Annotated in this window: 29 protein-coding genes and 1 riboswitch; of the genes, 17 read left to right on the top strand and 12 right to left on the bottom strand. The window is 48.2% G+C overall.

The genetic code is table 11. The annotated features are described in order from the left end of the window. Positions 1-30 precede the first annotated feature (30 nt). Genes ABV409_RS10410 through ABV409_RS10400 form a run of 3 tightly spaced genes read right to left on the bottom strand, consistent with a single transcriptional unit; the run spans position 31 to position 2,995 of the window. Positions 31-804, bottom strand: a complete 774-nt coding sequence (locus ABV409_RS10410; protein WP_353878166.1) for an ABC transporter ATP-binding protein — start codon at positions 802-804, stop codon at positions 31-33. Positions 805-806: 2 nt separating this feature from the next. Then, entirely contained in the window at positions 807-1,805 is a 999-nt protein-coding gene (locus ABV409_RS10405) for a FecCD family ABC transporter permease (protein ID WP_353877525.1), read from the bottom strand. A 32-nt stretch (positions 1,806-1,837) separates the two neighbouring features. Further along, on the bottom strand, positions 1,838-2,995 hold the full coding sequence (locus ABV409_RS10400; protein ID WP_353877524.1) for an ABC transporter substrate-binding protein: 1,158 nt from the start codon (positions 2,993-2,995) through the stop codon (positions 1,838-1,840). Positions 2,996-3,045: 50 nt separating this feature from the next. Next, a riboswitch (cobalamin riboswitch) is annotated at positions 3,046-3,259 on the top strand. Between the two features lie 64 nt (positions 3,260-3,323). On the opposite strand from ABV409_RS10400, the gene ABV409_RS10395 reads away from it, so the two are divergent. After that, complete coding sequence (locus ABV409_RS10395; RefSeq protein WP_353877523.1) at positions 3,324-5,189, top strand: TonB-dependent receptor plug domain-containing protein; 1,866 nt, start codon at positions 3,324-3,326, stop codon at positions 5,187-5,189. Positions 5,190-5,218: 29 nt separating this feature from the next. On the opposite strand, the gene ABV409_RS10390 is transcribed toward ABV409_RS10395, so the two are convergent. Beyond that, a complete protein-coding gene (locus ABV409_RS10390; protein ID WP_353877522.1) occupies positions 5,219-6,670 on the bottom strand; it encodes a S41 family peptidase in 1,452 nt (483 codons plus the stop codon). 195 nt (positions 6,671-6,865) lie between these two features. Between ABV409_RS10390 and ABV409_RS10385 the strand changes: the two genes are divergently transcribed. The 6 genes from ABV409_RS10385 to ABV409_RS10360 all read left to right on the top strand — a co-directional run bounded on the left by ABV409_RS10385 (position 6,866) and on the right by ABV409_RS10360 (position 10,613). Continuing rightward, on the top strand, positions 6,866-7,375 hold the full coding sequence (locus ABV409_RS10385; protein ID WP_353877521.1) for an RNA polymerase sigma factor: 510 nt from the start codon (positions 6,866-6,868) through the stop codon (positions 7,373-7,375). Beyond that, positions 7,362-7,853, top strand: a complete 492-nt coding sequence (locus ABV409_RS10380) for a hypothetical protein (RefSeq protein WP_353877520.1) — start codon at positions 7,362-7,364, stop codon at positions 7,851-7,853. Before ABV409_RS10385 ends, ABV409_RS10380 begins: the two co-directional genes overlap by 14 nt. Positions 7,854-7,870: 17 nt before the next feature. Beyond that, a complete protein-coding gene (locus ABV409_RS10375; RefSeq protein ID WP_353877519.1) occupies positions 7,871-8,410 on the top strand; it encodes a DUF4252 domain-containing protein in 540 nt (179 codons plus the stop codon). An 85-nt stretch (positions 8,411-8,495) separates the two neighbouring features. After that, positions 8,496-9,041: a DUF4252 domain-containing protein gene (locus tag ABV409_RS10370; RefSeq protein WP_353877518.1), complete on the top strand. Its 546-nt coding sequence runs from the start codon at positions 8,496-8,498 to the stop codon at positions 9,039-9,041. 74 nt (positions 9,042-9,115) lie between these two features. Then, positions 9,116-9,655, top strand: a complete 540-nt coding sequence (locus ABV409_RS10365; RefSeq protein WP_353877517.1) for a DUF4252 domain-containing protein — start codon at positions 9,116-9,118, stop codon at positions 9,653-9,655. 142 nt (positions 9,656-9,797) lie between these two features. Beyond that, positions 9,798-10,613, top strand: coding sequence for a mechanosensitive ion channel family protein (locus ABV409_RS10360; RefSeq protein ID WP_353877516.1), 816 nt, complete (start codon positions 9,798-9,800; stop codon positions 10,611-10,613). Positions 10,614-10,633: 20 nt separating this feature from the next. Here ABV409_RS10360 and purB read toward each other — a convergent pair whose 3' ends face one another. Then, complete coding sequence (gene purB, locus ABV409_RS10355; RefSeq protein WP_353877515.1) at positions 10,634-11,977, bottom strand: adenylosuccinate lyase; 1,344 nt, start codon at positions 11,975-11,977, stop codon at positions 10,634-10,636. Between the two features lie 45 nt (positions 11,978-12,022). Continuing rightward, positions 12,023-12,595 carry an adenylosuccinate lyase gene (locus tag ABV409_RS10350; RefSeq protein WP_353877514.1) on the bottom strand — a complete coding sequence of 191 codons (573 nt, stop codon included), beginning with the start codon at positions 12,593-12,595 and terminating at the stop codon, positions 12,023-12,025. Positions 12,596-12,629: 34 nt separating this feature from the next. On the opposite strand from ABV409_RS10350, the gene ABV409_RS10345 reads away from it, so the two are divergent. Beyond that, complete coding sequence (locus ABV409_RS10345; protein WP_353877513.1) at positions 12,630-13,097, top strand: heme-binding domain-containing protein; 468 nt, start codon at positions 12,630-12,632, stop codon at positions 13,095-13,097. On the opposite strand, the gene ABV409_RS10340 is transcribed toward ABV409_RS10345, so the two are convergent. Continuing rightward, a complete protein-coding gene (locus ABV409_RS10340) occupies positions 13,069-13,767 on the bottom strand; it encodes an SIR2 family NAD-dependent protein deacylase (RefSeq protein ID WP_353877512.1) in 699 nt (232 codons plus the stop codon). The two genes, ABV409_RS10345 and ABV409_RS10340, sit on opposite strands and share 29 nt — an antisense overlap. A gap of 43 nt (positions 13,768-13,810) precedes the next feature. Here ABV409_RS10340 and ABV409_RS10335 point away from each other — a divergent pair, with 43 nt between their 5' ends. From ABV409_RS10335 to ABV409_RS10325, 3 genes are read left to right on the top strand one after another with little or no spacing between them, the layout of a single operon-like run. After that, entirely contained in the window at positions 13,811-14,464 is a 654-nt protein-coding gene (locus tag ABV409_RS10335; protein WP_353877511.1) for a TrmH family RNA methyltransferase, read from the top strand. Positions 14,465-14,506: 42 nt separating this feature from the next. Beyond that, a complete protein-coding gene (locus tag ABV409_RS10330; RefSeq protein WP_353877510.1) occupies positions 14,507-15,034 on the top strand; it encodes an SRPBCC family protein in 528 nt (175 codons plus the stop codon). A gap of 13 nt (positions 15,035-15,047) precedes the next feature. Next, entirely contained in the window at positions 15,048-15,428 is a 381-nt protein-coding gene (locus ABV409_RS10325) for a VOC family protein (RefSeq protein ID WP_353877509.1), read from the top strand. Positions 15,429-15,432: 4 nt separating this feature from the next. Here ABV409_RS10325 and ABV409_RS10320 read toward each other — a convergent pair whose 3' ends face one another. The 4 genes from ABV409_RS10320 to ABV409_RS10305 all read right to left on the bottom strand — a co-directional run bounded on the left by ABV409_RS10320 (position 15,433) and on the right by ABV409_RS10305 (position 20,517). Then, the gene (locus ABV409_RS10320) at positions 15,433-17,118 is read right to left on the bottom strand and encodes an alpha-amylase family glycosyl hydrolase (protein WP_353877508.1); all 1,686 of its coding nucleotides are present in this window, start codon (positions 17,116-17,118) and stop codon (positions 15,433-15,435) included. Between the two features lie 76 nt (positions 17,119-17,194). Then, a complete protein-coding gene (locus ABV409_RS10315; RefSeq protein WP_353877507.1) occupies positions 17,195-17,965 on the bottom strand; it encodes a carboxypeptidase-like regulatory domain-containing protein in 771 nt (256 codons plus the stop codon). Between the two features lie 73 nt (positions 17,966-18,038). Further along, positions 18,039-19,781, bottom strand: a complete 1,743-nt coding sequence (locus ABV409_RS10310) for a DEAD/DEAH box helicase (RefSeq protein ID WP_353877506.1) — start codon at positions 19,779-19,781, stop codon at positions 18,039-18,041. 148 nt (positions 19,782-19,929) lie between these two features. Further along, a complete protein-coding gene (locus ABV409_RS10305; protein ID WP_353877505.1) occupies positions 19,930-20,517 on the bottom strand; it encodes a non-canonical purine NTP diphosphatase in 588 nt (195 codons plus the stop codon). A gap of 44 nt (positions 20,518-20,561) precedes the next feature. On the opposite strand from ABV409_RS10305, the gene ABV409_RS10300 reads away from it, so the two are divergent. The 3 genes from ABV409_RS10300 (at position 20,562) to ABV409_RS10290 (ending at position 24,103) form a co-directional block, all read left to right on the top strand. Beyond that, complete coding sequence (locus ABV409_RS10300; protein WP_353877504.1) at positions 20,562-21,014, top strand: methyltransferase family protein; 453 nt, start codon at positions 20,562-20,564, stop codon at positions 21,012-21,014. Between the two features lie 145 nt (positions 21,015-21,159). Continuing rightward, the gene (serA, locus tag ABV409_RS10295; RefSeq protein WP_353877503.1) at positions 21,160-23,052 is read left to right on the top strand and encodes a phosphoglycerate dehydrogenase; all 1,893 of its coding nucleotides are present in this window, start codon (positions 21,160-21,162) and stop codon (positions 23,050-23,052) included. A gap of 118 nt (positions 23,053-23,170) precedes the next feature. Then, positions 23,171-24,103, top strand: a complete 933-nt coding sequence (locus tag ABV409_RS10290) for a type IV pili methyl-accepting chemotaxis transducer N-terminal domain-containing protein (protein WP_353877502.1) — start codon at positions 23,171-23,173, stop codon at positions 24,101-24,103. Here ABV409_RS10290 and rlmH read toward each other — a convergent pair. Beyond that, positions 24,066-24,539, bottom strand: coding sequence for a 23S rRNA (pseudouridine(1915)-N(3))-methyltransferase RlmH (gene rlmH / locus ABV409_RS10285; protein ID WP_353877501.1), 474 nt, complete (start codon positions 24,537-24,539; stop codon positions 24,066-24,068). The two genes, ABV409_RS10290 and rlmH, sit on opposite strands and share 38 nt — an antisense overlap. Positions 24,540-24,623: 84 nt before the next feature. On the opposite strand from rlmH, the gene nadC reads away from it, so the two are divergent. From nadC to ABV409_RS10270, 3 genes are read left to right on the top strand one after another with little or no spacing between them, the layout of a single operon-like run. Further along, positions 24,624-25,481, top strand: a complete 858-nt coding sequence (nadC, locus tag ABV409_RS10280; protein ID WP_353877500.1) for a carboxylating nicotinate-nucleotide diphosphorylase — start codon at positions 24,624-24,626, stop codon at positions 25,479-25,481. Further along, positions 25,482-26,468: a YihY/virulence factor BrkB family protein gene (locus tag ABV409_RS10275; RefSeq protein WP_353877499.1), complete on the top strand. Its 987-nt coding sequence runs from the start codon at positions 25,482-25,484 to the stop codon at positions 26,466-26,468. Next, positions 26,455-26,892 carry a DUF2147 domain-containing protein gene (locus ABV409_RS10270; protein ID WP_353877498.1) on the top strand — a complete coding sequence of 146 codons (438 nt, stop codon included), beginning with the start codon at positions 26,455-26,457 and terminating at the stop codon, positions 26,890-26,892. Before ABV409_RS10275 ends, ABV409_RS10270 begins: the two co-directional genes overlap by 14 nt.

The following is a 26,892-nucleotide window of genomic DNA, read 5'->3' as shown; positions in this document are numbered from 1 at the left end:
CACTTTCAGAAAAGCAAGTAGCCAAGCCGTCTATCGGTTCAAAATAAACCGTTTTGTTTTTGGGTCGAATCGGAGGCTATCATCTGGGAAAAGGGTGGCCAAACTTTCACTCGCCAAAAGCTCCGGCACGGCACCGAACGGATTGCCATTTCCATCCAAGATCAGGAGTTTGTCGCAAAGTTCCAGGGCCAAGTTGACCTCATGACTCGTAAATAGTATGGTTTTACGGTGTACATGGGCCAGCTCTCGCAATCGTTTTAAAATGGAGACCTTGTGATAGAGATCCAAATGACTGGTGGGTTCATCCAACAAGATCAAGGGCGTGTCTTGGGCCATGGCCCGTGCGATAAGCACCCGCTGTAACTGCCCATCGCTGAGCTCGGCACATCGGCGATCTTGCAAGGCTTGCAGGTCTAAGAGGGCCATGCAGTCTTGGGCGATTTCGCGATCTTTTTCCGTCAACCTTCCGAGCCAATCGGAATAGGGCTGTCGCCCCAAGGCCACAAGATCTTGCACCCGAAGGTTTTTAGAGGCCAAAGGGTCGGTCAAGACCACTGCAAGACGTTGGGCCAATTGGTGCAGCGAATACGTTTCAAGAGCCTTACCTTGCAATGAGATGCTACCCCAACATTTGGGTTGTAAGCCGGCGAGGGTACGCAATAGCGTCGATTTTCCGATGCCATTGCCACCAATGATGCCACAGAGTTCCCCTTGATCCAAAGAAAGGGATATCGGTTCGATCAGGGGGTTGCCCCCGTAGCCGATACCCAATTGGGAAACTGTGATGATATTGGCTATTTCCATACTCAAAACAAAAACCGTCTTTTTTTGACCAACAACCAGATGACCACCGGCGCACCGACAATCGAGGTGATCGCATTGATGGGCAATACCGCCGCCGAATTCGGCCATTGCGCGATGCTATCGCAGACCAAGAGCAGTAGGGCCCCATATAGAAATACCGCTGGTAACAAGACCTGGTGCCGGGTGGTATCGAACAACTGTCGCGCCAAATGGGGTACGGCGAGGCCGACAAAAGCGATCGGTCCGGCAAATGCGGTGATGCTTCCGGCCAATATGCCGGTCGCTGCGATGATGGTGTATTTCGAACGTTTCAAGGCGACCCCCAGACTTTGCGCATAACGTTCGCCCAAGAGTAGGGCATTCAAGGTCTTGGTCGACACCAAGGTCAGCAGCAAGCCTATAAGCACCAAAGCTGCCAGCAAGCCGATTTGCGACCAACTCAGGTCGCCCACACTACCGAAGGACCAAAAGACGTAGCGTTGTAGGGCCTCGGCACTCGAAAAATAGGCCAAAACACTGACCACGGCCGAAGTGATGCTGCCGAACATCAGCCCGATGATCAACAAGGCCATGGTATCACGAACGCGGTTCGCGACCACCAATACGACGAAAAGCACCAAGACACTGCCCATACTGGCCGCCAATACCAAGGGTACGTCACCGACCCAACCCACGGTCGAGGCACCAAAGAGGGCACCTGCACCCAAAATCAAGATCGCGGCCCCCAGACTGGCCCCAGAACTGATGCCTAGCACGAAAGGTCCGGCCAAGGGGTTTCGAAAAAAGGTTTGCATCAGCAAGCCGCTGACGGCCAAGCCGCCCCCTACCAAAATCGAGGCCAAGGCTTTGGGCAGACGGTATTCCCAAATGATGAGTTCCCAAGACGGGTTGCTGACCGGTCGCCCGATCAAGGCCTTTAGCGTTTCTGTAAAGGGGATGGTGACGGATCCCAAGCTGATGTTCACCAAAACCATCACCAGCAAGGCGACCGATAGGGCCATAAAGGAAAGGCGATATGACGGACGAAAGGCCATTATTCCAAAGGGGTGAAAAAATAGGGTTGATGGTCGGGCAACAGCTCGGGGTGAAATATCTTGACCAGATCACGAAGTACGAGATCCGGGCGTTGCGGGGCCAATTCGTAATACAGCATGCCCCCGGTGTCCCCCTTGGTATTGGCAAAGGTATGTACCTGCCGGTTTTTGAAGGCTTCAAAATTGGCATACAGCGTATTATCCGCTTCCATATCGGCATAGCGGGTGAACTGTGAGGGAGCAATCCAGAAATCGGCATCACGCCCACGTTCAAACACCTTTTCGAGACTGAGCGAGAGGCTGCCACTGCCTTTGGTCTCCTTCCAGAGGTATTCGGCATGGGCATCGGCCACAAAGCGGGCACCCCAGCTCTCACCGGCGGGTAGGTACCACACATCCTTGAATAGGGCACCGCTCAATACGGTTGGCCGTTCGGTGGCGGTCGCCGCCAGTTCACGCACCTTTTGGTAATCGGCAACGATCTGTTCGAACAGCGCGTTGGCTTCGGTCTGTTTTTCGGCAAGCACCCCGAAGAATTTGATCCATTCGGCCCGGCCCAAGGGGGTCATTTCCATCCAATCGCCGTTGAAGACCACCGGAATACCGGCGGCTTGCAGGGTTTGGTACTGTTTGTTTTGATTGTCAATTCCGAAACCGATGATCAAATCGGGGGTGTTGTTCAACACTAATTCGGTATTCAGCTGGCCGTTCATGCCCACTTCGGTGATGTTGCCGTTTTCGACCCGTTGGCGTGCCGCTTTGGAGGAAATGTAACGGGTATCGGGAAAACCGATCAGATTCGGTAAGAGCCCAAGGGCCTCCAAGGCCGGTATGTGGGTCGAGCTGGTAGCGATCAAGCGGTCGACCGGCGTGCCGATGATGGCATCGTAGTGATCGGCGGCAAAGGTCATGGTCGCTAGCTTCGTTTTGGGTACGAAGGCATAGGTGTAAGTCTTATCACTGTTGGGCCAAGGGGTCGAAACGCGTACTTCGGTAAACCCCTCACGCTCGATAAGTCGCAACCCTGTGGCATGTTGTAGTGTTTGGTCGGTCGATGCTGTGACCGGCGGTTCCGGTTTGTTTTTGGGCTTGCATTGCAAGCCCAGTACCGCCATAAGGGCGAGTAAGAAGAGGCGTAGGTGGGGTCGTCGCATCATGACCTCAAAAGTAAGCTTATTTTCCAACCGAAAATAAAATTGGAATTGCTTACATTCGTCGCGAATTTGGTTCGGGTCGCTTGTTGCGATCCGATTAAAAGGGAATTCGGTGCAAGACCGAAGCTGTTCCCGCAACTGTAAACCCTGCCGCTGACGCGGCACCCAGTTTGGGGCGTCTGTTTCCGCAATGCCACTGTTTCGTTGAAATGGGAAGGCCAATAGACGTTGGTAAGCCAGGAGACCTGCCTTATTCGAACTGAATGTGAAACTTTCGGGATAGAAGTTTGCATATGGCACACATATGGCTTTTCCGAGCAAACAAAAACAAATGAAGAACAACCTTTGGGGGTTATGTACCCTAGCGCTATTCAGCGCAACCGTAACGGCACAACAAGACAGCGTGGCCGTGAATCAATTGGACGAAGTGGTGGTCACCGACAGCCGCTTTGCCATAAAACGTGAGAATTCAGGAAGGACGGTCATCAAGATCGACAGCCTTGAGATCCAACGCAACCAGGGCAAGACCCTGGCCGAACTCTTGAACACCCAGGCTGGGTTCGAACTCTCCGGAAGCCGCAGCAATGCCGGCCAGGATATTAATTTGTTCAGTAGGGGAGGAAATAATCGACAAGTACTGATGCTGATCGATGGTATTCAGGTGTTGGACCCCTCAAGCCTCACAGCCAATTTCGATTTACGCCTTTTAAACCTGTCGCAAATCCAGTCAATCGAGATCATCAAGGGGGCAGCGTCTACCTTGTACGGAAATGCCGCGGCCACCGCGGTAATCAACATCACGACCAAAAAAGCTTCGGAACCGGGGTGGTCGGTGAACCTGACGTCGAGTGCGGGAACCAACCAATCGGCCGATGACCAGAATTTCGAGATCAACGATTTTTCGAATGCGGTCAATCTCGGGTATCGTGAAGGTAAATTTCGAGTAGACGGTTCCTTCAGCAACCAGAACACCAATGGCCTTTCGGCAGCGGTGGGTACCGAATCGGACCCTTTTAATCGAAACAACGCCAGTCTGGGCTTGGGCTATGCATTCAGTTCGGCCTTTTCGGCCTCGTTGAAGTTTTACTATGATGAAATGAACTTCGCCTTTGACAACGGATTCCCCGTAGAAGATGCCGATAATCGCTCCAAAAGTGAACAGTTACGCTATCAATTGGGTTCGGTTTACGATTACGGCAGTGGGAGCCTGCATTTCAATGCGGCCTTTAACAAGATCGATCGGCAATTCATTTCGGCCTTTCCATCCCAATTCGATTCGGAATCCTTCACCTTCGATCTGTTCCACAAATACATCATTGCTTCAAAATGGCATACCATTGTGGGGTTGAACCTGATCGACCAGCAAACCGAATTCGAAAACGAGGAAGCGACCACAACGGTAGATCCTTATGCCAATGTGGTCTATGTATCCGATTTCGGTTTGAACCTGAATGTGGGGGCGCGATTGAATAACCACAGCGAATACGGCAGCAATCTCGTCTATAACTTCAACCCTTCGTATCGCTTCAAGGTACAAGAGGGCTATTTGAAGTTCTTTGGCTCGTATGCCACCTCCTTTATAGCCCCCAACCTGTCTCAATTGTTCGGGGCTTTTGGACCCAATCCTGATTTGGACCCCGAAGAGAATGCCACCTTTGAAATCGGTTTCGAATATCGGCCGAGTACTAAATTGCGATTATCGGCCTTGTATTTTGATCGTAAGGAAGAAAATTTCATCGCATTCGAAGTCGTCGATCCAGACACCTTTGAATTTCAATATCGAAATGTTGAGAATGTCATTAATGTCAATGGATTCGAGGTCGAGTTAGCCGCACAACTCGCACCTGAACTTCAATGGGTGGCGAATTACACTTTTACCGAATCGAGTGACCTGGAGTTGCTTCGAGTCCCAAAAAACAAGGTCAATAGTAGATTGGATTTCACGCTAAGCAAGAAGTGGATGGCTTCTTTGAACTTCCAACATAATGCTGGTCGACAAGATATCGATTTCGGAATTAGCGAAAACGTCAATTTCGACGCCTTCAATCTGTTCGGGCTCTACACTTCCTATCAATTCAATGCGCAGGTCCGCGCTTTTTTGAACGTGGAGAACCTGTTCAATGAAGAATATTTTGAAATCGCTGGTTTCACCACCCGGGGCCGCAACCTACGGCTTGGGGTGCAGATCAACCTATAAAGAAAAGAGCGGCCTCGGCCGCTCTTTTTTTATTCGAATCGAATGTCTTTGTCCAACAGCATCAAATCCCTACCCGGGGTGACCAATTGGGGTCCTGCCGATAAGCGGGGTATCTCTCGTTGTTGCCCAATCTTGGACGAAACGCCGGTGATTTCTTCAATGGCCCGTGCCAACAAAGGTTCGTTTACATCACCCAACACACCGAGGTTTCCGAAATCCTCTTCCAAGTTAATGTCAGGTGCCAGCCCATCGGTATAATCAAAAAAACCGTTGGCGTTCTCGTTACGACCGACCAAAGGCTGCAAGGCCCAGCTGTTGGTCGGGTTGATCTCATTTTCACGCGATTGGCTGTATACGTAATTGTTGGCCGCGTCATCGACCAAGGTAATCGAGAATTCATTCTTACCCCGGGTAGTTTCGCCGATTTGGATGATCTGCACATAAGGATCCAAACCGTTCATGACCAACTCACTGGCCGAGGCCGTACGACCACTGGTCAATACGTACACCCGGTTCAAGTTCAAGGTGTTCAAGGTCGACCCGTTCACCGAACTGGCGAAATAATCTTCCAATTGGTTATCGCTTAGTTGGGCCTGTATCTTGGCATTCCAGCGTTGTCTGATGTAGAGGTCGTTGGTATTGGCCCCATAGATCATACTGGCCAACAATCGCGAAGAATTCACCGACCCGCCTGGGTTGTAGCGCACGTCCAATATCAAATCCGTCGCCCCATCGGCCACGAATTGCCCAAAGGCGTTGTTGAGTTCGTCATCGAAATCGCGGGTAAACCCGTTGTACATCAAATAGGCGATTTTTTGCCCGTTGACATCCAAGGTTTGGGCCACGAAGACCGGGTTTTCGACCAAACCTTCCAATTTGGTCAGGCTCACTTCTTCGGCCGTATCGGTAATGGTACCGTTGTCGATGGTTGCAAGCCCCAAGGTATAAGTGTCGTTATCTCCGAACAACAATGAAATGTAATTGTCGGCATTCAACTGCTGCCCATCGACCCGGGTGAAGATGTCACCCCGTTCTATGTCTTTGGTAGCGGCATCGGATCCGGGCACGATATAGCGCACATAACCGAAGATGTCGACATTGTTGTCAAAGAATACCAGGCCGAACTCCAGGCCGTTGCTTTTAGAAACCCCGTTCAAATTGTTGACCAGGGTAGTATAATCCTGGTTCGAAAAGCTGAACCGATCCTCGTTGAATTGGATGTTGTCGTAAAAGGTTTGCGGATCTGGAGTGGCCGCCAAGAAATCGGTGTATTCTTGATCCGAGCCAAAACGATCATCGGCGAGGTCGGGAACTTCGGCTTGCCAGAAATACCAAAAGTTCATGGCTTGCCACATAAAATTCTGTACCGTGACTTGATTATTGGTCGGGTCAGGGGTATCGCCGTTGGTCAAATCATCATCATTGTTGCAAGCCGAGAAGATCAAAGCCAAGGCCGCGAGGAGGGAAAAGTACTTTTTCATAGCGTGTTTTTAGTCGTTGCTGCAATTAGCGTTCCAAAACGGGAAAGGGTTTTCTATTCCTATAACAATTTGCACAACGAAAACCCTAAAATAGCGACATCTGAAAAGAATCCATAATTTTTGTAACAAATTTAAATCAGTGTCGTCATCATGTTGTAGGTCGCAAATTCGAACTACAAATAACAATACCAACCCATGCAACAAAGCGAGTTTTTAAAAGTTGTAATGCCTTTTAAGGATAAGTTGTACCGATTGGCCAAAAGGTTGCTCGTCTCGCGTGAAGAAGCCGAAGACGCTACACAGGAGATCCTGATGAAGCTGTGGTCGAAGAACGAATCGATCGAGCAGTATAAAAGTGTCGAAGCCTTTGCCATGACGATGACCAAGAACTTTTGTCTGGATCGATTGAAGTCGAAACAGGCCGGTAATCTAAAATTGGTACACAGCAACTATCGTGACGAAAACACCTCCTTGCAAAAACAACTGGAGGCTGAAGATAGTGTGGACTGGGTAGCGCGGATTATGGATGAACTGCCCGAACAACAAAAAATGGTACTGCAATTGCGCGATATCGAAGATTATGATTTTGAGGAGATATCGGAAATGTTGGGTATGAAGCCCACTGCGGTGCGGGTTACCTTGTCAAGGGCCCGAAAGGCGGTACGTGAAAAATTAATGGAAAAACACAGCTATGGAATCGGTTAAAAACATAGAAAAATTATTGGAAAAATATTTTGAGGCCACGACGAGCGTTGCTGAAGAAACTACCCTAAGGGCCTATTTCGAGGGCGAGGAGGTAGCACCACAGTTCGAGCAATACCGTCCGATGTTCAATTATTTTTCCAATGCCAAAGAGGAACGCTACACCAAGCTACCAACCCTAACGGAGCCTGTAAAACCCAGAAAAAAGTTCAGCTATAGATGGGCTTCCGTAGCAGCCGCTGTCGTGTTGTCCTTTGGCGTCTATTTCGGTAACGAATACCGAATCAAGCAGGTCGAAAGGGAAAAAGCGAGAATCGCTTACCAAGAGACCAAAAAGGCTTTGAACCTCCTTGCCGAAAATTTCGGAAAAGGCACTCAAAGTATCGCCTATCTGCAAGAATACGAAGCCACTAAAACCAAGATGGCCGGGTATCTGCAAGAGTTCGAAGCCGCGAAATCCAAAATTTATAACGAAAATTAAAATTAAAACGTAAAGAGATGAGAAAGAATATCTTAATTCTATTGGTTGCTTTAGTACCACTATTCGGCTTTTCACAGTCGTTGTTCGACAAATACGAAGAACTTGACGATGTGACCTCCGTAGTGGTCAACCAAAGCATGTTCAACCTGTTGGCCAAAATCGATGTGGAGGTCGATGATCCCGAAGCACAAGATTTTATGGACATCGCCAAAAGCGTCAAGAGCTTGAAGGTGTTTACCACCGACAACGCCAGTATCGGTGCCGACATGAAGTCTTCGGTGAACAAATACCTCAAGGCTTCTTCCTTGACCGAATTGATGCGGGTAAAAGACAAAGATGCCAATGTCAAGTTCTACATCAAAGAAGGAAAAGACAGCGATCACGTCAGCGAGCTGTTGATGTTCGTCACCGGTTTGAAAGAAGTCGAAGCCGATGGTCGAAAGTTCGAGACGGTCTTGCTATCCTTGACGGGCAACATCGATTTGAACAAAATCAACTCATTGACCAAGAAAATGAACCTGCCCGAAGAGTTGAACAAGGCAGGAAAACAAGAGTAGTTTAAGTTGATACCTAACAGTGTGCGGCCGGTAGGGGCCGCCACTGTTTTTCAAAACACCAAAATCACATCAATCACAACGAACAATGCGACATTATACCATCAAATCACTTATTGCAGTCTTGATCCTGCTCCCATCCATGCTCATGGCCCAATCGGTTTTCGATCGTTTCGAAAACGCGGATAACATCGGTTCGGTAACCGTAAACAAAGGAATGTTGGGCATCGTTGCCAGCATGTCTGCCGATGATGCGGACCAAGACACCCGCGATTTCATCGATTTGGCCAAAAGCATCGATAATATCAAAGTCTTCGTTTCGGAAGACAAAAAAGCATCGGCCGATATGGCCGCTGCCATGAAGAAATACGTCAAATCTTCGACTTTAGAAGAGTTGATGAAGGTCAGGGACGGCGATACCAACGTGCGTTTCTACGTCAAGACCGGAAAGGATGCCGATCATGTCTCTGAACTCTTGATGTTCGTCACCGGGGTCGATGGCAAAAAAGACAGGCCCCATTTCGAAACCGTCTTGATGACCATGACAGGCGATATTGACCTAAACAAGGTCGGGGCTTTGGTCAATAAGATGAACATGCCCAAACAATTGAAAAAAGTGGAAAAAAAGCGGTAAAATCCACCCTAAGAAACGTAACAAAACCCAGGTAATCACTACAAATCAATTAGAAATCAATCAATAACGCAGCAATGAAATATTTAGTAAAAAGCCTTTTAGTGATCGTAGCCATGGCCTTGGGGTCTTGTGCCTCCCAACAGAGTCTACAGGAATATTACGTCGATAACCAAGAGAATCCGAATTTCATCTCCTTGGACATTCCGGCAAGCATCTTGAAAATGGATGAGGTCGACCTGACCGATACCCAAAAAGAAGCGGTCGAATCGCTCCGTAAATTCAATTTGTTGGCCTTTCGAAAGACCGAGACCAATGAAGCGGATTACAAGATGGAGAAATCGAAGATCAAGGAAATCTTGAAGAACGAGGACTTCGTTGAACTGATGAAGATCAATTCACAGTACGGCAAAGGGGTCATCAAGTATCTTGGTGATGAGAACGCCATCGATGAGGTCATCATCTATGGGGATAGTAAAGAACAAGGATTCGCCGTGGTGCGGGTCTTGGGGAAGGATATGAACCCAGCCCACATCGTGCAATTGATGCAGGCTATTCAAAAGTCGGATTATGATGGGGCGGATTTGGGTGAAATCGGAAAGTTCTTAAAAGGATAACCAAAACCAACTGACCCAAAGATCCCGATCGGTTTTTCCGATCGGGATTTTTTTGTTTTAACCATTTGCTAAACCGAAAATGTGACCTTCTTAGTACCTTAGTGTCTACCTAAAGGAAACACTAACTTCTAAACCACATTTTATGGAAAACGCAGAACTATGGATCAACAAAGGGATTGACTTCATTTCAGAATACGGACTCAAGGTCGTTGGGGCCATTGTCATCTTTATCATCGGATCGTGGATCATTAAAAGGATCGTCGGTACCGCGCGTAAGGTGATGTCGAAGAGCAACTACGACGAATCGTTGCAAAAATTCTTGTTGAACTTGGCTTCTTGGGCACTGAAAGTGCTTTTGATCATTATCGTTATTTCGACTTTAGGAGTCGACGTGACCACCTTCGCAGCCGTTCTTGCCGCTGCTGGCCTTGCCGTTGGTATGGCCCTTCAAGGTTCGCTATCGAATTTCGCGGGCGGGGTGTTGCTGATGATCTTCAAACCGTATAAGATCGGTGACCTGATCGAGGCCCAGGGCGAACTGGGCGTGGTGAAGGAAATTGAGATCTTTACCACCAAATTGACCACTCCTGAAAACAAATTGGCCATCATTCCGAATGGGGCCATGGCCAACGGAAATATCATCAATTATACCGCCGAAGGAAAGATCCGTGTCGACACCGTCATCGGGGTCGGTTATGGGGAGGATATCAAAAAGACGAAAGCGGTACTGCTCGAAGTGTTGACCTCCAACGAATTGGTCTTGAAAGATCCGGCACCCTCGGTAAACGTTTTGGAATTGGCTGACAGTTCCGTGAATTTTGCGGTACGTCCTTTCTGTAAACCGGAACATTATTGGGATGTATACTTTGCTACTTATGAAGGTGCCAAATTGGCGCTTGACAAAGCGGGTATCGAAATTCCATACCCACACCAAGTCGAAATCCACAAAGAAGGCTAAGCCTCTGTGTTTGTTTTGTTCTAGACCCCGGTATACGTTGCCGGGGTTATTTGTTTCAGTTCGGCTTTGATGGTTTCGGAGACATCAAGACCGTCGATGAATTCAGCAATGGTCGCTTGGGTGATCTTGGTGTTCTTTCGGGTCAGTCCTTTTAGGGCTTCATACGGATTCGGATAGCCTTCGCGTCGCAAGATGGTCTGAATGGCTTCTGCGACTACGGCCCAATTCGCTTCGAGATCGGCTTCGAATTTGGCGGCGTTCAAGACCAACTTGCCCAATCCTTTCAAACTCGCCTGAAAAGCGACCATCGTATGGGCGAACGGTACGCCTACATTACGCAAAACGGTGCTGTCGGTCAAATCGCGTTGCAGCCGTGAAATCGGAAGCTTGGCCGAAAGATGTTCGAAAAGGGCATTGGCAATACCCAGGTTGCCTTCCGAATTTTCAAAATCGATCGGGTTCACTTTATGGGGCATGGCCGAAGAGCCGACTTCCCCTTTTTTGATCTTTTGTTTGAAATAATCCATCGAAATATAGGTCCAGATATCCCGGTCCAAATCGATGATGATCGTATTGATCCTTTTCAGACAGTCGAACAAGGCCGCCATATGGTCGTAGTGTTCGATCTGTGTGGTCGGAAACGAATGGTGCAACCCCAACTTTTCTTGTACGAAGGTTTTTCCGAAGACCTTCCAATCCACATCGGGGTAGGCCACCTTGTGGGCGTTGTAATTTCCCGTGGCGCCACCGAATTTCGCAGCACTAGGTATATCGTTCAACAAATCGAATTGCTGCTTCAACCGTTCAACATAGACTTCGATTTCCTTGCCCAGTCGGGTGGGAGAGGCCGGTTGACCATGGGTTCGCGCCAACATCGGAATATCGGCCCATTCGGTAGCCAAGGCCTGCAATTGTTCGAACAATTCGAAATATAGGGGTACATAACAATCGTTCATGGCCGCTTTGATCGAAAGCGGGATGGCCGTATTGTTGATATCTTGCGAAGTCAAGCCGAAGTGGATGAATTCCTTGTATTCTTCCAAACCAAGGGCGTCAAACGCATTTTTGATGAAGTATTCGACCGCTTTTACATCGTGGTTGGTCGTTCGCTCGATGGTCTTGATGGCTTCAGCATCCGAAGCATCGAAGTCCTGGTAAATCGTCCTCAAGGCTTCGAACTTGGTGGAATCAAAACCCTGCAATTGCGGTAAAGGCAGTTCACAAAGGGCGATGAAGTATTCGATCTCGACCAGTACACGGTATTTGATCAGCGCCTCTTCTGAAAAATAGGCACCCAGTTTTTCGGTTTTATTGCGGTATCGCCCGTCAATGGGAGAGATGGCATTCAGTTGGTTCAACGACATATCGCGGGTGTTGGAAAGCTGCAAAGATACTCAAACCACGCAAGTTTAACGCCCCCAGGCATGCAGTTGGTCCAATGTTTTTTTGGCCCGATGCCTGTACCCCGCGGTACCTTGGGCAATGGTCGCTTCCAGAACCGGGCGAAGTTCTGCATGGATCCAATCGAAGGCTTGACCCAAATACAACAAGCTCGTCATGGCAAACACCTTGGCGGCGACCTTATGTGTGCCGATCAACCAATCGAAACACGTAGCCGCAATGACCTCAAGATGGGTCTCGTTCATGTATTTTCGAACGCTGTCATCCTTCTTTTTAAAATAGGCCAAGACCAAGAGTTCACAGCAATGGGCCATTGGGCGTATGCAGGATTCGGAAACCAGTGAAGGGACGATCTCGGTAAAGCGATCCAGGTGCGGTAATAGCGGATGCAGCCCTTTGCGAACCGCATTATCGAACACCCAGCTGGCGTTGAAGGTGCCTTCTTGGTCTTCTTGGGCGATGAACTCCAACAATGGGCCGATGAGCTCAGGATGCGCCAAAACCACCTTGACCAAACGATCGCGACGCTCCATGGTCAGGCGGCCTGAATTTAATTCCCGTTGTAAAGTGGCTTTGGTCATAAATGCCGTATTTTAGACGAAACGATCCGCATCAATGAAAATAGCAAAAAAAATAGGCCTGGCCCTTTTAGTGGTCTTGGTCATCTTACAATTCTTCAAACCTGAAAAAAACCAGACCGAAGCCACCGACTACGTTGCTGCCTTCGAGACCGATACCCAACCGAATGCCGAAGTAAAGCAATTGTTGAAAACCGCTTGTTACGATTGCCATAGTGCCCATACGGAGTATCCTTGGTACAACCAATTCGCCCCCGTGGCCTTTTGGCTCGACCACCATGTTGAGGAAGGTAAAGAGCATTTGGACTTTTCATCTTGGGCCAGCTATTCGATCAAGAAGAAAGATCATAAGCTGGATGAGCTTATCGAAGAAGTCGAAGAAGGGGAAATGCCCTTGGACGAATATACCTGGACGCATGCTGATGCCCGTCTGAGCGAAGCACAGATCCAAAGCCTGATCGCTTGGGCAAAGCAAGCTAGGGCGCGCTATGACATAGCTGAGTAACCAGTTCCGGTACCCCTTTGGTCGCCGGTTCGGCGATGACGCGCAACTGGTCGAAAGCATGGGCGTCAACACTCGGTTTAGGATCGATAAAGTACATTGGGATTCCGGCAGGGGCATAGTTTGCCAAACTGGCGGCAGGGTAAACCTGCATCGAGGTACCGATAATGATCAAGATGTCGGCCGTTTGGGTAATGGCAATGGCGCGTTCCAATAAAGGCACCATTTCACCGAACCAAACAATATGTGGCCGTAACTGATGCCCGTTGGGGTCAACATCGCCTAAATGAAGGTCCTTTTCCCAATCAAGAACATAGGATTCATCGGCAGTACTCCGCACTTTCAATAATTCCCCATGGAGATGGAGCACGTTGCTGCTTCCGGCCTGCTCGTGTAGATTATCGACATTCTGGGTGATGATCTCAACCTCGAAATGGGTTTCCAGATCCTTTAAGGCCAGATGACCGGCATTCGGGGCGACTTGCAGCAATTGCCGACGCCTTTGGTTGTAGAACTCCAATACCAGTTCGGGGTCGTTCGCGAAACCTTGGGGTGATGCGACCTCCATGACGTCATGCCCTTCCCAAAGCCCGTTGGCATCCCTAAAGGTCTTGAGCCCGCTTTCAGCGCTCATGCCGGCCCCGGTCAATACGACGATGCGTTGTTTTGCCATAGTTCCAAAAATAAGCTTTTCGATTTTTGTTATCTTGTTTTTTATGGACACCGATCTTTTGGCGTATTTGGAGGCTGATTTTCTCACCGAAGCGCGCCGGCAGCGCTTTATCGAGGTGCTGTCGCGACGCACGAAGCTTTTGACCGTGGCCATTGAGGATGTCTTTCAATTGCACAACACCAGTGCGATCATCCGGAGCTGTGACGCCTTTGGTATCCAAGAAGTACATGTAGTCGAGGATCGTTTCGAAGATCGCTTGGACAAGAACATTGCGATGGGGTCTGAGCAATGGGTCGATGTGACCCGATATGCCGATGCCGTCAGCTGTTTGGATGCCTTGAAACGGAAAGGGTATCGCATAGTGGCCACCGTACCCTACAATGGTTCGGTCTCCTTGGATTCCTTTCAGATCGATGCCCCGACCGCCTTGTTCTTCGGAACGGAAAAGGAAGGCCTGAGCGCGGCTGTTTTAGAAAGGGCCGATGCGTTTTTGACCATACCTATGGTGGGTTTTCCCGAAAGCCTGAACGTTTCCGTTTCAGCAGCGATCCTCATTCAGAGGCTCAGCGCCCAACTGCGTGACTCCAACCTGCCCTGGCAGCTGCATCCCGAAGAAATCCTCGAAAAACGACTGGAATGGACTAAAAAGTCGATCAAGAATGTGGAAGGGATTATCGAACGTTACCATTCAAAATAGGCTTTTTTGTACATTTAAGGGGAACCACTAAATCAAACGAACATGATTACCGCACTCTATATTGTCGGCGCGATCGTACTTTTGGTCCTTTTTTTGGCCCTGATCGCCCCCAAGACCTATGATGTTTCACGATCCATCACCATCAATCGACCCAAACAACAGGTTTTTGATGTTTTGAAATCCTTAAAGCGACAAGATGAGTGGTCGCCTTGGGCCAAAAAAGACCCCAACATGCATAAAGAATTTCGGGGAACCGATGGGGAAGTGGGTTCGGTCAGCTATTGGAACGGAAACAAGGAAGTTGGCGAAGGGGAACAAGAAATCACCAAGATCATCGATGGGGAACGGATCGAAGGGGAGCTCCGTTTCTTGAAACCCTGGAAATCGGAATCGGACTGCTACTTCATAACCGAAGCCCTTGAAGAGGGACAGACCAAGGTGACTTGGGGTTTTTCGGGTAAGAACAAGTTTCCGTTTAGTATCATGATGCTTTTTATGAGTATGGATAAGATGGTGGGAAAGGACTTTGAAGAGGGATTGGATTCCTTGAAGGCCCTAATGGAGAACTAAACCAAGTTGAGATATGGAAATGAATAGCGTAAGCTGGTTTGAAATTCCGGTAACGGACATGCAACGGGCCAAAAAGTTCTATGAAACGGTTTTGGATATTGAGATTGCAGTGCACGATTTCAACGGTACCCTGATGGGATGGTTTCCGTTTGCCCAAGGCAAACCAGGAGCTTCAGGATCTTTGATCCAACATCCTGAATGGTATAAACCCAGCAGTTCAGAGGGCGTGTTGATTTACCTTTCGAGTTCGGATGTACAGCAAGAATTGAGTCGTGTCGAAGCGGCCGGCGGCCAAGTACTCAAACCCAAGACCATGATCAGTGAATCGGTCGGTTATATGGGGGTTTTCTTGGATTCCGAAGGCAATCGAATGGCTTTACATTCGCATCAATGAACTACTACTCCAAAAGCTCCAAAAGGGCAATATCGTAATCGTTCTCTAGGGCCACTTTTCCGTTTTTGACCACCACTTGGGTATCCGAATAGGTATCGTACAGGGTCGTGCCGTCACCGAAGAAGCCTTTGACCCAAAGGGATTTTTTACCTTTTGGTAGGTCGAGTCCCACAACGACTTTGTCTTTGTAATCGCCGTTGACATACGTGCGTGAAAACACATAGGGCTTGCTGGCCAGGCGTTTGTGTTTGCCCGCACCCACCGCAGGGTGGTTGGCCCTGAAACGGCCCAGTTTCTGCCAGTGCGCGTGAATGTCCTGCACGGCGGGCACCGAGTCAAGGTCTTCCCAATTCATAAACGAACGGAGTGTGGCATCACCTTCGGTACCCCCGATGATTAAGGGTCTTGAGGTTTCATCGCCATAGTATACCTGCGAGGCCCCAGGAGTCAGCAACAACACGTTCGCGGCTCGATAGGGTTTGGCGCGTTCCTTGTCATACGGGCTCCCATCATCATGTGAAGTGAGGTAGTTCAAGACACTTTTACCTTTCAGTTTGGTGTTCAGCAACCCGTTGTATTTTTTGAAAATCTCCTCATAGGGTTTGTCCCCATCGGTCTTCAATTCGAAATTGATCAAGCTGGTGAAGCCGTTATCGTAATAGTCGACCTCTTTGTCACCGAAATCATAAAGACGACCGGTCGAGATCCCGTAATTGTATACCTCGCCCACCATGTAGAAGGGCAGCTCGTCCAACACCCGATCCGGATTCTTTTTCTTCCAGGTTTGAAAGGCGTATTCGGCTTCTTTCTGCAATTCGCCCCAGGCATTTTCATTGACGTGTTTCACAGTATCGACCCGAAAGCCGTCAACCCCGAAATCGTTGATGTAGTCGGTCAACCATTTGATGATATAAAAACGGGGCGCCCTAGGGTAACCAGTGCGCTCGAAAAACAATTGCAGTTCGTCAAGTTCTTGGCTCAATCGGCCTTCGTCTTTCCATTTGGCCAAAAGGGCATCAGGCAATTCGACAGGCTCATCCGATTCGGTCAGGATATCGGGAAGGTTTTTCACCAAAGTACATGCCGTGGTGTTCTCATAAGTCGTAAACTCACAGGCCGGTTCCGTACGCACCCAATCGGAAGGCCAGACCGGATCCATATCGGTAACAGGTCCTGTGTGGTTGAGCACCACATCAAGTAAGACCCGAATCCCTTTGGCGTGGGCGGCTTTGACCAGGTTTTCCAATTCCTTTTTAGTGCCGAAGTTCGGATCGATGGCTGTCCAATCCTTGGCCCAATACCCATGGTAGCCATACGTATTGCCCGTACCTTCATTGGTGGCACCGTGGATCTGTTCCACAATAGGGGTAAACCAAATGGCATTGATCCCCAGGTTGGTAAAGTAATCTTCCTCAATTTTTTTGGTGATACCCAAGATGTCGCCGCCTTCGAATCCGCGTAAGACCGCGGTCGAGTCGGTGCGTCCGAAATTGACGTCGTTTTCCGTTTTTCCGTTATTGAACCTATCGGTCAATAAAAAGTACACGTTGGCACCTTCCCAAACGAAAGGTGCTGTGGGTATGGGCGATACGTCTTCTTGTACTACGGTTTCTTTGGGGGTTTCCTTCTTGACTTTGTTACATCCGAACAGGAATGACACTATCGACATAGCGATAAGTAGTTTTTTCATTATTGAGGAATTTGCCTAAAACTATAAAATGCTGCCCGAAATCTAAAATTTATTTGGACCGGAAGAAGGTAAAAGACTAGCCTCGGTTCAAGACCTTGTACTCCTCGTAGCAGCTGCTAATGGCATCAAGGATCTGCAGGTCGTTGGCATTTTGGATGAAGGACTTGGAATAGCTGCAGTTGTTCAGGATATCCTCGATATCGACTTTCTCGATCTGAAGCAATTGGGTTAGGGTTTCGCGATCGAACTTGGAAGCCAACAGGTTGCGGATTTCATCATCCTCCTTCATTTGACGGAGCTTGCGCATTTGCTTGGGTTTTTTACCGAACAGATTGCGCAACAAATCGGCCGGATTAAGGATCGCCCCGAGCACTTTGGTTACGGCACTTGGATTTTTGTTTCCTGCTTCATAACTTTTGTTCAGACCAGAGATGCTGTATTGATAGGCGTTATTGACCGGAAGGTTCTTGACATCGATTTCAAGATAGCCCGTCAGTTGATAGGGGCGAACGATAACCTCTTCCAAGGCATAGGCCAATTCGGTCATGGCGATTTTAGTATCCTCGAATTTGAACATGTCGTTCGTCACCCGTACTTTTTGTGATTTAAAACCTAAAAAAGTCAGGTACAAGGTGTCATTGACCGAAGCGTTGATGGTGAACTTACCATTGGGATTGGTAATTGCACCGATGACCTTGTTCAAGTTGATGATGTGTACGCTTTCCAACGGAAATTCGGTCTGCGCGTTTACCACGGTCGCCGTAAGTTCTTGTGAAGGTAGTTCGGCCTCTTGCGCTTTGGCAAGAACGAAAACCAAGAAAAAGGCAAGGGGTAAAAGTTTCTTCATGCAGCAATTTGAACACTAAGGTACAAAACAAACAAAATCTGCCGGTTTGCGCAGCTTTTTAAGACGCAATTAACTAAACGAAGCCTTTGTTGCGCTTGCCACGATGCCCTCCACCGCCTTTTTTAGGTCCGCCGAAAGATCCTTTTGGTTTACGGCCTCCACGAAAACGGTCGCGTTTCCGTTTTCCGCCACTGCGTCCCGGATTTTTCGATACTTCGACATTGATGAACCGACCGTCGACTTTGAAATCCGTAAAGGTTTCCATGACCAGTGGGGTCAGTTTCCCATCCGTATTGAAAAAGGAGAACGAGTCTTTGGTGTCTACTTTGTAGATATCGTCTTTGTCCAAACCAAGGGCATCCCTTAAAAAGTCTTTCAACGACATCCAATCAAAACCATCGCGTTCGCCGACATTGATGAAATACCGGACCGATCCGTCACTGGCTTCATGAGAACCGCTGTCACCCTTTTCACGCCTTTCTTTGCGCTCTTCGTTTTGGTTGAGGTCGCGGGTCTTGCTGTAGTAAGAGAAAAAGCGGGTAAATTCGACCGAGACGATTTTCTTAATAAGCTCTTCGCGATCCACGCCGTTCAATACATCGTGAATGGCCGGTAGATACCCTTCAATCTCGTCGTTGACTTCGGTGTCTTTGATTTTATTGGCCAAATGGTACAGCTGTATTTCACAGATTTCGATGCCGGTGGGGATTTTCTTTTCGATAAACGACTGCTTGATGATCTTTTCGACGGCTTTGATCTTACGCAATTCACTACGCGTAACGATGACCATCGAAATCCCCGATTTTCCTGCACGGCCGGTTCGTCCGCTTCGGTGGGTATAGGTTTCGATCTCATCGGGCAACTGGTAGTTGATTACGTGGGTGATATCGTCGACATCGATACCCCGGGCCGCCACATCGGTGGCAACCAACATCTGCACTTGTTTTTTTCGGAAGGCGTTCATCACTAAATCACGCTGGTTCTGGCTTAAATCGCCATGCAATGCCCCGGCGTTGTACCCGTCTTCGATGAGTTTTTCAGCGACACGTTGCGTATCCCGTTTGGTACGGCAGAACACCACGGAGAAAATTCCCGGATTGGCATCGGCCAATCGCTTCAAGGCGGCATACCGATCCCGGCCTCCGACCAAATAATATTCATGCTGCACGGTTGTCGCCCCCGCATTTTTCGCACCGACTGTAATTTCTTGGGGTTGGTGCATGAATTTCTTGGCGATGGTGGCTACTTCCTTCGGCATGGTGGCCGAGAACAACCAGGTTGATTTCTCTTCAGGGGTATTCGAAAGAATATCCTTGATGTCTTCATAGAAGCCCATGTTAAGCATCTCATCCGCCTCGTCGAGAATGCAGTAGTCGATTTTCGAGATATCGACGATACCCCGTTTGATCATGTCTTTCATACGGCCTGGGGTGGCCACGACGATCTGCGCCCCTTTCTTGATCTGTTTCGCCTGTTCGGTAATGCTTGCCCCACCATAAATGGCCACGACATTCAGTCCTTTCTCGTATTTCGAATACGATTGTAACTCATTAGTGATCTGCAAACAAAGTTCGCGGGTAGGGGAAAGGATCAACCCTTGTGTGGTACGGCTTTCGACCTGTATTTTTTGGATCAACGGAAAGCCGAAGGCGGCTGTTTTTCCCGTTCCGGTCTGTGCCAAGGCGACCAAATCAGTTTCACTTTCCAAAAGAATGGGAATGGCTTTTTCCTGTACTTCGGAAGGGGTTTCAAAACCCATATCGGCAATAGCCGACAAAAGGGACTCTTGGAGCCCTAATTTTTCAAATGCTGTCATTACGGTTGTTTTTTCGCAAATAGGTGTGTTACATAGTGCGAGGATTTCAACCTAACGACTGCACAGCGCAACACCTGCCATACCGGCGGCTTAATTCGGCGGCAAAGGTACTGCTATTTTACTGACTGGCACAGTTTTGCCCGATAATTCATTGGCCTAGGTCCAATTCGCTTAAAAATGCGATCAGTTTCCCAATGGCTTTTCCGCGGTGGCTGATGCGGTTCTTTTCATCCATACTGAGTTCGGCGAAAGTGCGGTCGAACCCGTCGGGCATGAATATGGGGTCGTATCCAAAACCCTGGTCTCCGTGTTTGTCTATGGTGATTCGGCCCTGTACCTGTCCGACGAACAAATACGACCTGTTGTGGATATTCAAAGCAATGGCCGTTTCGAAGCGGGCACTCCGATCAGCTTTACCTTCTAGTTCATCAAGTAATTTGGCCATGTTCGCCCCAGCGTCTTTTTCCTGTCCTGCATATCGGGCCGAGTACACCCCGGGTGCCCCATCGAGGGTGTCGACCAATAAACCGGTGTCATCTGAAAAGCAGGCCATACCGTAATGTTGGGTGACATGATCGGCCTTGATTCGGGCGTTTTCGGCCAGGGTGCTCCCGGTTTCGGCGATTTCTTCGTGACAACCGATGTGGTCGAGCGATTGCAGTTCGATGCCCGGCGGGAGTAACCGCTTGACTTCTTCGAATTTGTTCTGGTTGTGCGTGGCGAAAACCAATTTCATGGAACACGGATTTTGTTGATCGCTAAAGTAGTATTTTAGCACTGATGAAATTGCGTATTATCCCTCCTTTGGTCATGGTGTTGTTCGGGCTGTTGATGTACCTCTTAGACCGGGTATTGCCTGTGGGGGAATTCGATTTCTTCGGTCGGCGCCCCTTGACCCTCTTCTTGATGGGGGTGGCGCTATTGATCATGGCTTCGGCTTTGTTCCAGTTTTCGCGGCACAAGACCACCACGGATCCCTTAGACCCCGAAAAAGCCAGTACCTTGGTGACCACCGGTATTTATCGCTTTACGCGTAACCCCATGTATTTGGCAATGTTGGTGCTGTTGATCGTTTGGGGACTGCGATTGGGCAATGCCTTTAACACCTTGATAGCGGCAGGTTTTGTATACTACATGAACCATTTTCAGATCAAGAAGGAAGAGGAAGTTCTATTGCGACTTTTCGGTAAACCCTATCGCACCTATTGCAAGGCCGTTCGGCGTTGGTTCTAAAATTATCGGATTCTTAATTTTCACTAGGATGTTCCGTTGATTTTTCAACGAATATGCCCAACTACTACATGCAAGTTCTTTTTTTCAAACATCTAGTGCGCTAGTAGGATAAATTTTTACTTTTATGGCTTAAATTTTTTGAGCAATGGTAGCAACTACCCGCAAATACGTTTTCGATTTTGACAGCACCTTGACCCGTGTCGAGGCTTTGGACGTATTGGCCGAAATGACCCTGCAAGACAATCCTAAAAAAAAGGAGGTGCTCGACGAAATCCAAAGGATCACCAATTTAGGTATCGATGGTGATATTTCGTTTACCGAATCGTTGGAACGTCGGATCCGTTTGCTCAAAGCACACAAAGACCACCTACAACCCCTTGTGGAGGAACTGCGGCAGAAAATTTCAAAGTCGATCGAAGAGAACAAGGAGTTTTTCGGAAAATACGGGGAGGATATCTACGTCATCTCTTGTGGTTTCAAAGAATTCATCGACCCCATTGTGGCTGACTACAACATACCGGCCGATCGGGTTTATGCCAATACCTTCACTTTTGATGGCGACGGGAATATCGTCGGTTTTGATGAAGACAATGTCTTATCTTCCCACAACGGGAAAATCGAATGCCTGAAGAACCTGAATTTGGAAGGTGAAGTCCAGGTCATCGGCGACGGCTATAGTGATTATGTCATGCGCGAAGCCGGTATTGCCGATAAGTTCTTCGCCTACACCGAGAACGTACACCGTGAAAAAGCCACGAACAATGCAGATCACGTGGCACCTAACCTGAATGAATTTTTATTCGTGAACGATTTACCAAGAAAAATATCCTATCCCAAGAACCGGATCAAGATCCTATTGCTCGAGAACGTACATGTAAACGCTTTTGAGAACCTTTCGGCCGATGGATTTTCGGTCGAACTGATCAAGCATAGCCTGCCCGAAGAGGAACTGATCGAACGCATCAAAGGGGTGCATGTGTTGGGCATCCGCTCGAAAACCCAAGTGACCCAAAAGGTGTTGGAGGCTGCTGACAGGTTATTGGTCGTCGGTGCGTTTTGTATCGGAACCACCCAAATTAATTTGGAAGCCGCTAAAAAGAAAGGGGTCGTCGTCTTCAATGCGCCTTATAGCAATACCCGTTCAGTGGTCGAATTGGCCATTGGGCAAATCATCATGTTGATGCGTAACGTGGTCACTCGCAGCGCTGAGATGCATGCCGGAAAATGGTTCAAAACCGCGTTGAATTCCAATGAAGTCAGAGGAAAGAATTTGGGCATCGTCGGCTATGGCAATATCGGTAAGCAACTTTCGGTTTTGGCCGAAGCGATCGGAATGCGGGTGTATTATTATGACGTTGCCGATCAATTGGCCTTGGGAAATGCCATCAAATGCAATACGCTCGAAGACCTGCTATCGGTCAGTGATGTGGTAACCCTGCATATCGATGACAATAAGGCCAATCAAAACTTTATGGGCGAGCGCGAGTTGGCCCAGATGCGCGATGGGGCCATGTTGATCAACCTTTCGCGGGGGTTCGTTGTCGATATCGAAGCCTTGGTTGCAGCCTTGAAAAGCAAGAAATTAGGGGGCGCTGCCATTGACGTTTATCCGACGGAGCCCAGAAGTAATGGAGACTTCGTGACCGAACTACAAGGGCTCGAAAACGTCATCCTGACCCCGCACGTCGGGGGCAGCACCCAAGAGGCCCAACAAGATATCGCTGATTTCGTACCCAATAAGATCATGGATTACATCAATTCGGGCAATACCGTCGACGCGGTGAACTTTCCGAATATCCGCCTACCGAAACAAAACAATGCCCACCGCTTTTTACATATCCATAAAAACGTACCAGGGGTTATGGCGAAGATCAATGAAGTGCTGGCCAAGTACGAGATGAACATCACGGGTCAATACCTTTCGACTGATCCAGAGGTAGGATATGTGATATCCGATTTGGATAAGGAGTATAATAAAGAAGTGGTCAAAGCCTTGAGAGAGGTAGAACATACCATTAAGTTCAGGGTACTTTATTAGCGTTCTTTTCGCAGCAATCCGGCTTTCACCCGCATATTGCGGCCGTTCACAACATTTTTGGTTTTTTAAGGCATTTTCAATTTAAATTGTGCGTAAATTCTTATAAAAAACGCAACCATTGAAAATTGGAAAATTCGAAATCGGTAGGAAGGGGTTCCGGGCATATTATCTTTTGGTCGTTTCGATCATCGTCTTGACCATTGCCATCCAATCGATTATACAATACTCGCTGAGCAAACAGCGGGCGACGGCCATGGTAGTCAACTTGGCGGGGCGGCAACGCATGCTCAGCCAACGTTTGTTGAACGAGGTGTATTCATGTCGCTATCACAATTGTGACTTCGCGGAGTTGAAACTTAGTTTGAACAAACTGTACCAAATGAACGGCATACTGCAAAATGGGAGTGAATCCTTGGGGATTCCCGCATTGGCGAATGAAGAAATCATGACCAATTTCCGACGGTTGCAGCCCCATGTCGATTGGTTCAATTCAAACTTGGGCGATGTGCAGCAGATCGACGGTATTTCGTTCAACGATATCCGCTATCGGGCGGATCGGTTCTTGGCCATCATGGACACGATCGTTTTGCAGTTCCAGAAGAAATCGGAAGAGGACATCAAGGCGATGCGCATCATCGAAATGGAATTGGCGATATTCTCGGTATTGATCGTACTATTTGAAATCTTCTTCATCGTCAACCCGATCATCAGCCGTATCATGAACCAAAAAAAGAAACTTGCCGAAATCGCCTGGCACCAATCCCATGTCTTTGGTTCGCACATGAAGAACATCCGTGACTTGCAGTATGTGCTCAAAGCAGAGAAAAAACCAGAGCGTCAAGCGGAAATCTATAAATTCATTGCAGAAGAACTGGATCAGCTCGGCGAGGTTTCGGATAAGATGGTCAAGGCCATCAAGAACAACGATCAAAACGTTGCCATGGCCCATCACATGGTCATCAAAAAAGTGGAAGACTTCTTAGAGAAGTACCAATTGATGCCCTCTGAGGAAATTACCGATGATGATAGGGTTCGTTCTTTAGGATCGTAAAAGCCCGATACAGCTGTTCAACGAAGAACAGCCGCACCATTTGATGCGAGAAGGTCATGGCCGAAAGGCTCAGTTTCTGCTGTGCACGGGTTACGATCTGCTCAGAAAACCCGTAGGGACCCCCGATGATGAATACCAGACGTTTTTTGCCACTGTTCATATGTTTTTGCAAAAAGGTCGAGAAACCGACTGAACTATGTGAAGTGCCGTGTTCATCCAACAACACAATGTGGTCGGTCGGATCGATGGCCTTAAGGAGCAATTCGGCTTCTTTCTCTTTTTGTTGGTTTTCACTCAGGTTTTTGGTGTTTTTGATATCGGGCAGCTCCATGAGGTCGTATTTGACGTAATGCCCCAATCGTTTTCCATAAAAAGCGATGAGGGATTTCAATTCGGCCTTGTCCGTAGCCCCGATGCACAAAAGGGTAATTCGCATAATCGTTAGAAAGGACCAAATTTAACGAATCGCCGGTAGCGCTAACCCACGATTTCTTAATTTAGCCCAAACTGCGATGGGTTTATGATAAGCGAACAGCAATTCCAGCATGAAATCGAATTGATCATTGCCAATGCCATTCGGGAAGATGTAGGCGATGGAGATCATAGTTCTTTGGCCTGTATTCCTTCAACGGCAAAAGGAAAGGCCAAGCTTCTGGTAAAAGACAGCGGTATACTAGCAGGAGTGGGTTTCGCCGAAAAGGTATTCGCCTATGTAGATCCCGGGCTTGAGATCGAGGTGTTGCTGGAAGATGGTGCACGCGTCGACCATGGCGATATTGCCTTTTACGTTAGTGGCAGTTCTCAAAGTATCCTAAAAGCCGAACGTTTGGTGTTGAATGCCATGCAGCGTATGAGCGCGATCGCCACCAAAGCCCGATACTACGCCGACTTGCTTGAAGGTACGAACACCAAGATTTTAGATACCCGAAAGACAACCCCTGGTATCAGGGCGTTGGAAAAATGGGCCGTTCGGATCGGAGGTGGTGAAAACCATCGATTCGCGCTTTATGACATGATCATGCTCAAAGACAACCATATCGATTTCGCTGGGGGTATCGCCAAGGCGATCGAGAAGACCAAGCACTACCTCCAAAGCAACGGCCGTGATCTTAAGATCATCGTCGAGGCGCGCGATTTGGATGAAGTGGCCGAAATCTTGAATTCAGGCGGGGTATACCGCATCCTTTTGGATAATTTCAATTATGAGGATACGCGAAAGGCAGTGGCTTTGATCGGTGATCAATGCCTGACCGAATCTTCCGGGGGTATCAACGAACAGACCTTACGGGCGTATGCCGAATGTGGGGTCGATTACATCTCATCAGGTGCTTTGACCCATTCGGTGCATAACCTGGATCTAAGTCTAAAAGCCGTCTGAATGTCAAAAGAGATTGAAGAGCGGTTGGAGCGGATTCCATTGGTTCGATGGGTAGTCGGGCTGTTGAAAAAATTGAAATTACCGGGTTTTGAAGGCCTATCCGTTTACGATCTCATTGAAATCTATGTAGTTGGGATCGTTCAGGGGGCCTTGTCAAGTAGGGCAGGGGCCATTGCCTTTAGTCTCTTTATGGCCTTGTTTCCGCTACTCATCTTTTTGGTGACCCTGATCCCGTTCCTTATTCCCTATGTGCGGGTGGGTAATGAAGATTTCGATATCCAGTTTCTGCTGTTCCTCGAATCGTTTTTGCCTTCGGCCACTGGGGATTATTTCGGTGACATCTACCAACAGATCAAAGATCAAAAGCGGGGCGGCCTGTTATCATCCGCATTTTTGATCTCTATTTTCTTGGTCGCCAATGGGGTGAATGCCATTTTCAGTGCCTTTGAGAATTCGTACCATATCGAGCTTACGCGAAATTTCTTTCGACAGTATGCCTATGCGCTGATGGTAGGTCTGATTTTGTCGATTTTGTTGATCGTCGGTGCCGTGCTGTTCGTTTATTTTGAATTTTATATTGTCGAATATACCAGTGAATATTTGGGCAAGACGCTGGGCTATAGCATTGAACGTGGAGATACCATCGGGTATCAACTGACCAAGGTGTTGTTCTTCATGTTACTTTCTTATTTGACTACCGCCATATTGTATTATTTTGGAACGGTGGAAGGGCGCAAAGTCCGGTTTTTTTCCGTTGGGGCCTTGATGACCACCCTTTTGTTCGTGGTGACCTCCTATCTGTTCGGGATTTATGTGGAAAAATTCGCCCGATACAACGAATTGTATGGGGCCTTGGGGGGCTTGTTGATATTAATGGTTTTCATTTGGCTGAATTCGAACATCCTATTGTTGGGTTTTGAATTGAACGCCACCTTGAATTCCTTGAAAAAAAGTGTATTGAGAAATAAGAACAATGAAGAAAAGTAGTTTCGCACTCTTGCTACTGTGTTTCCTTCCCCTCTGTTGCTTCGCGCAATCGATAGAAGGCATGTGGCGCACCATAGACGATCGGAATGGGAAACCCAAGGCCGAAGTCCAATTGTATATGGAAAATGGCCTCCTCTTTGCCAAGATCATCAAAATCTTGGAGAAAGGGAAGGAAGATGCCCGTTGCATCAAATGCAAGGGCGACCTCAAAGACAAACCGGTTTTGGGCATGAAGATCATCGACGGCTTTAAGGGCGATGGCAAAGGGGTCTTTAAAGGCAAACGCTTGTTCGACCCCGAACAAGGCATGACCTTTCGTGGTAAGGTCTGGTTGGATCCCGACGATTCCGATAAATTGAAGGTCAGGGGCTATTTGGCCTTCTTGTATCGCACCCAAACGTGGTTGCGGGTCGAAGAACAGTAA

Origin of the sequence: Flagellimonas algarum, from assembly GCF_040513375.1 — a bacterium.
GTDB lineage: Bacteria > Bacteroidota > Bacteroidia > Flavobacteriales > Flavobacteriaceae > Flagellimonas_B > Flagellimonas_B algarum.
The sequence above is the reverse complement of the archived record's forward strand: the minus strand, read 5'-3'. Positions and strand labels throughout refer to the sequence as shown.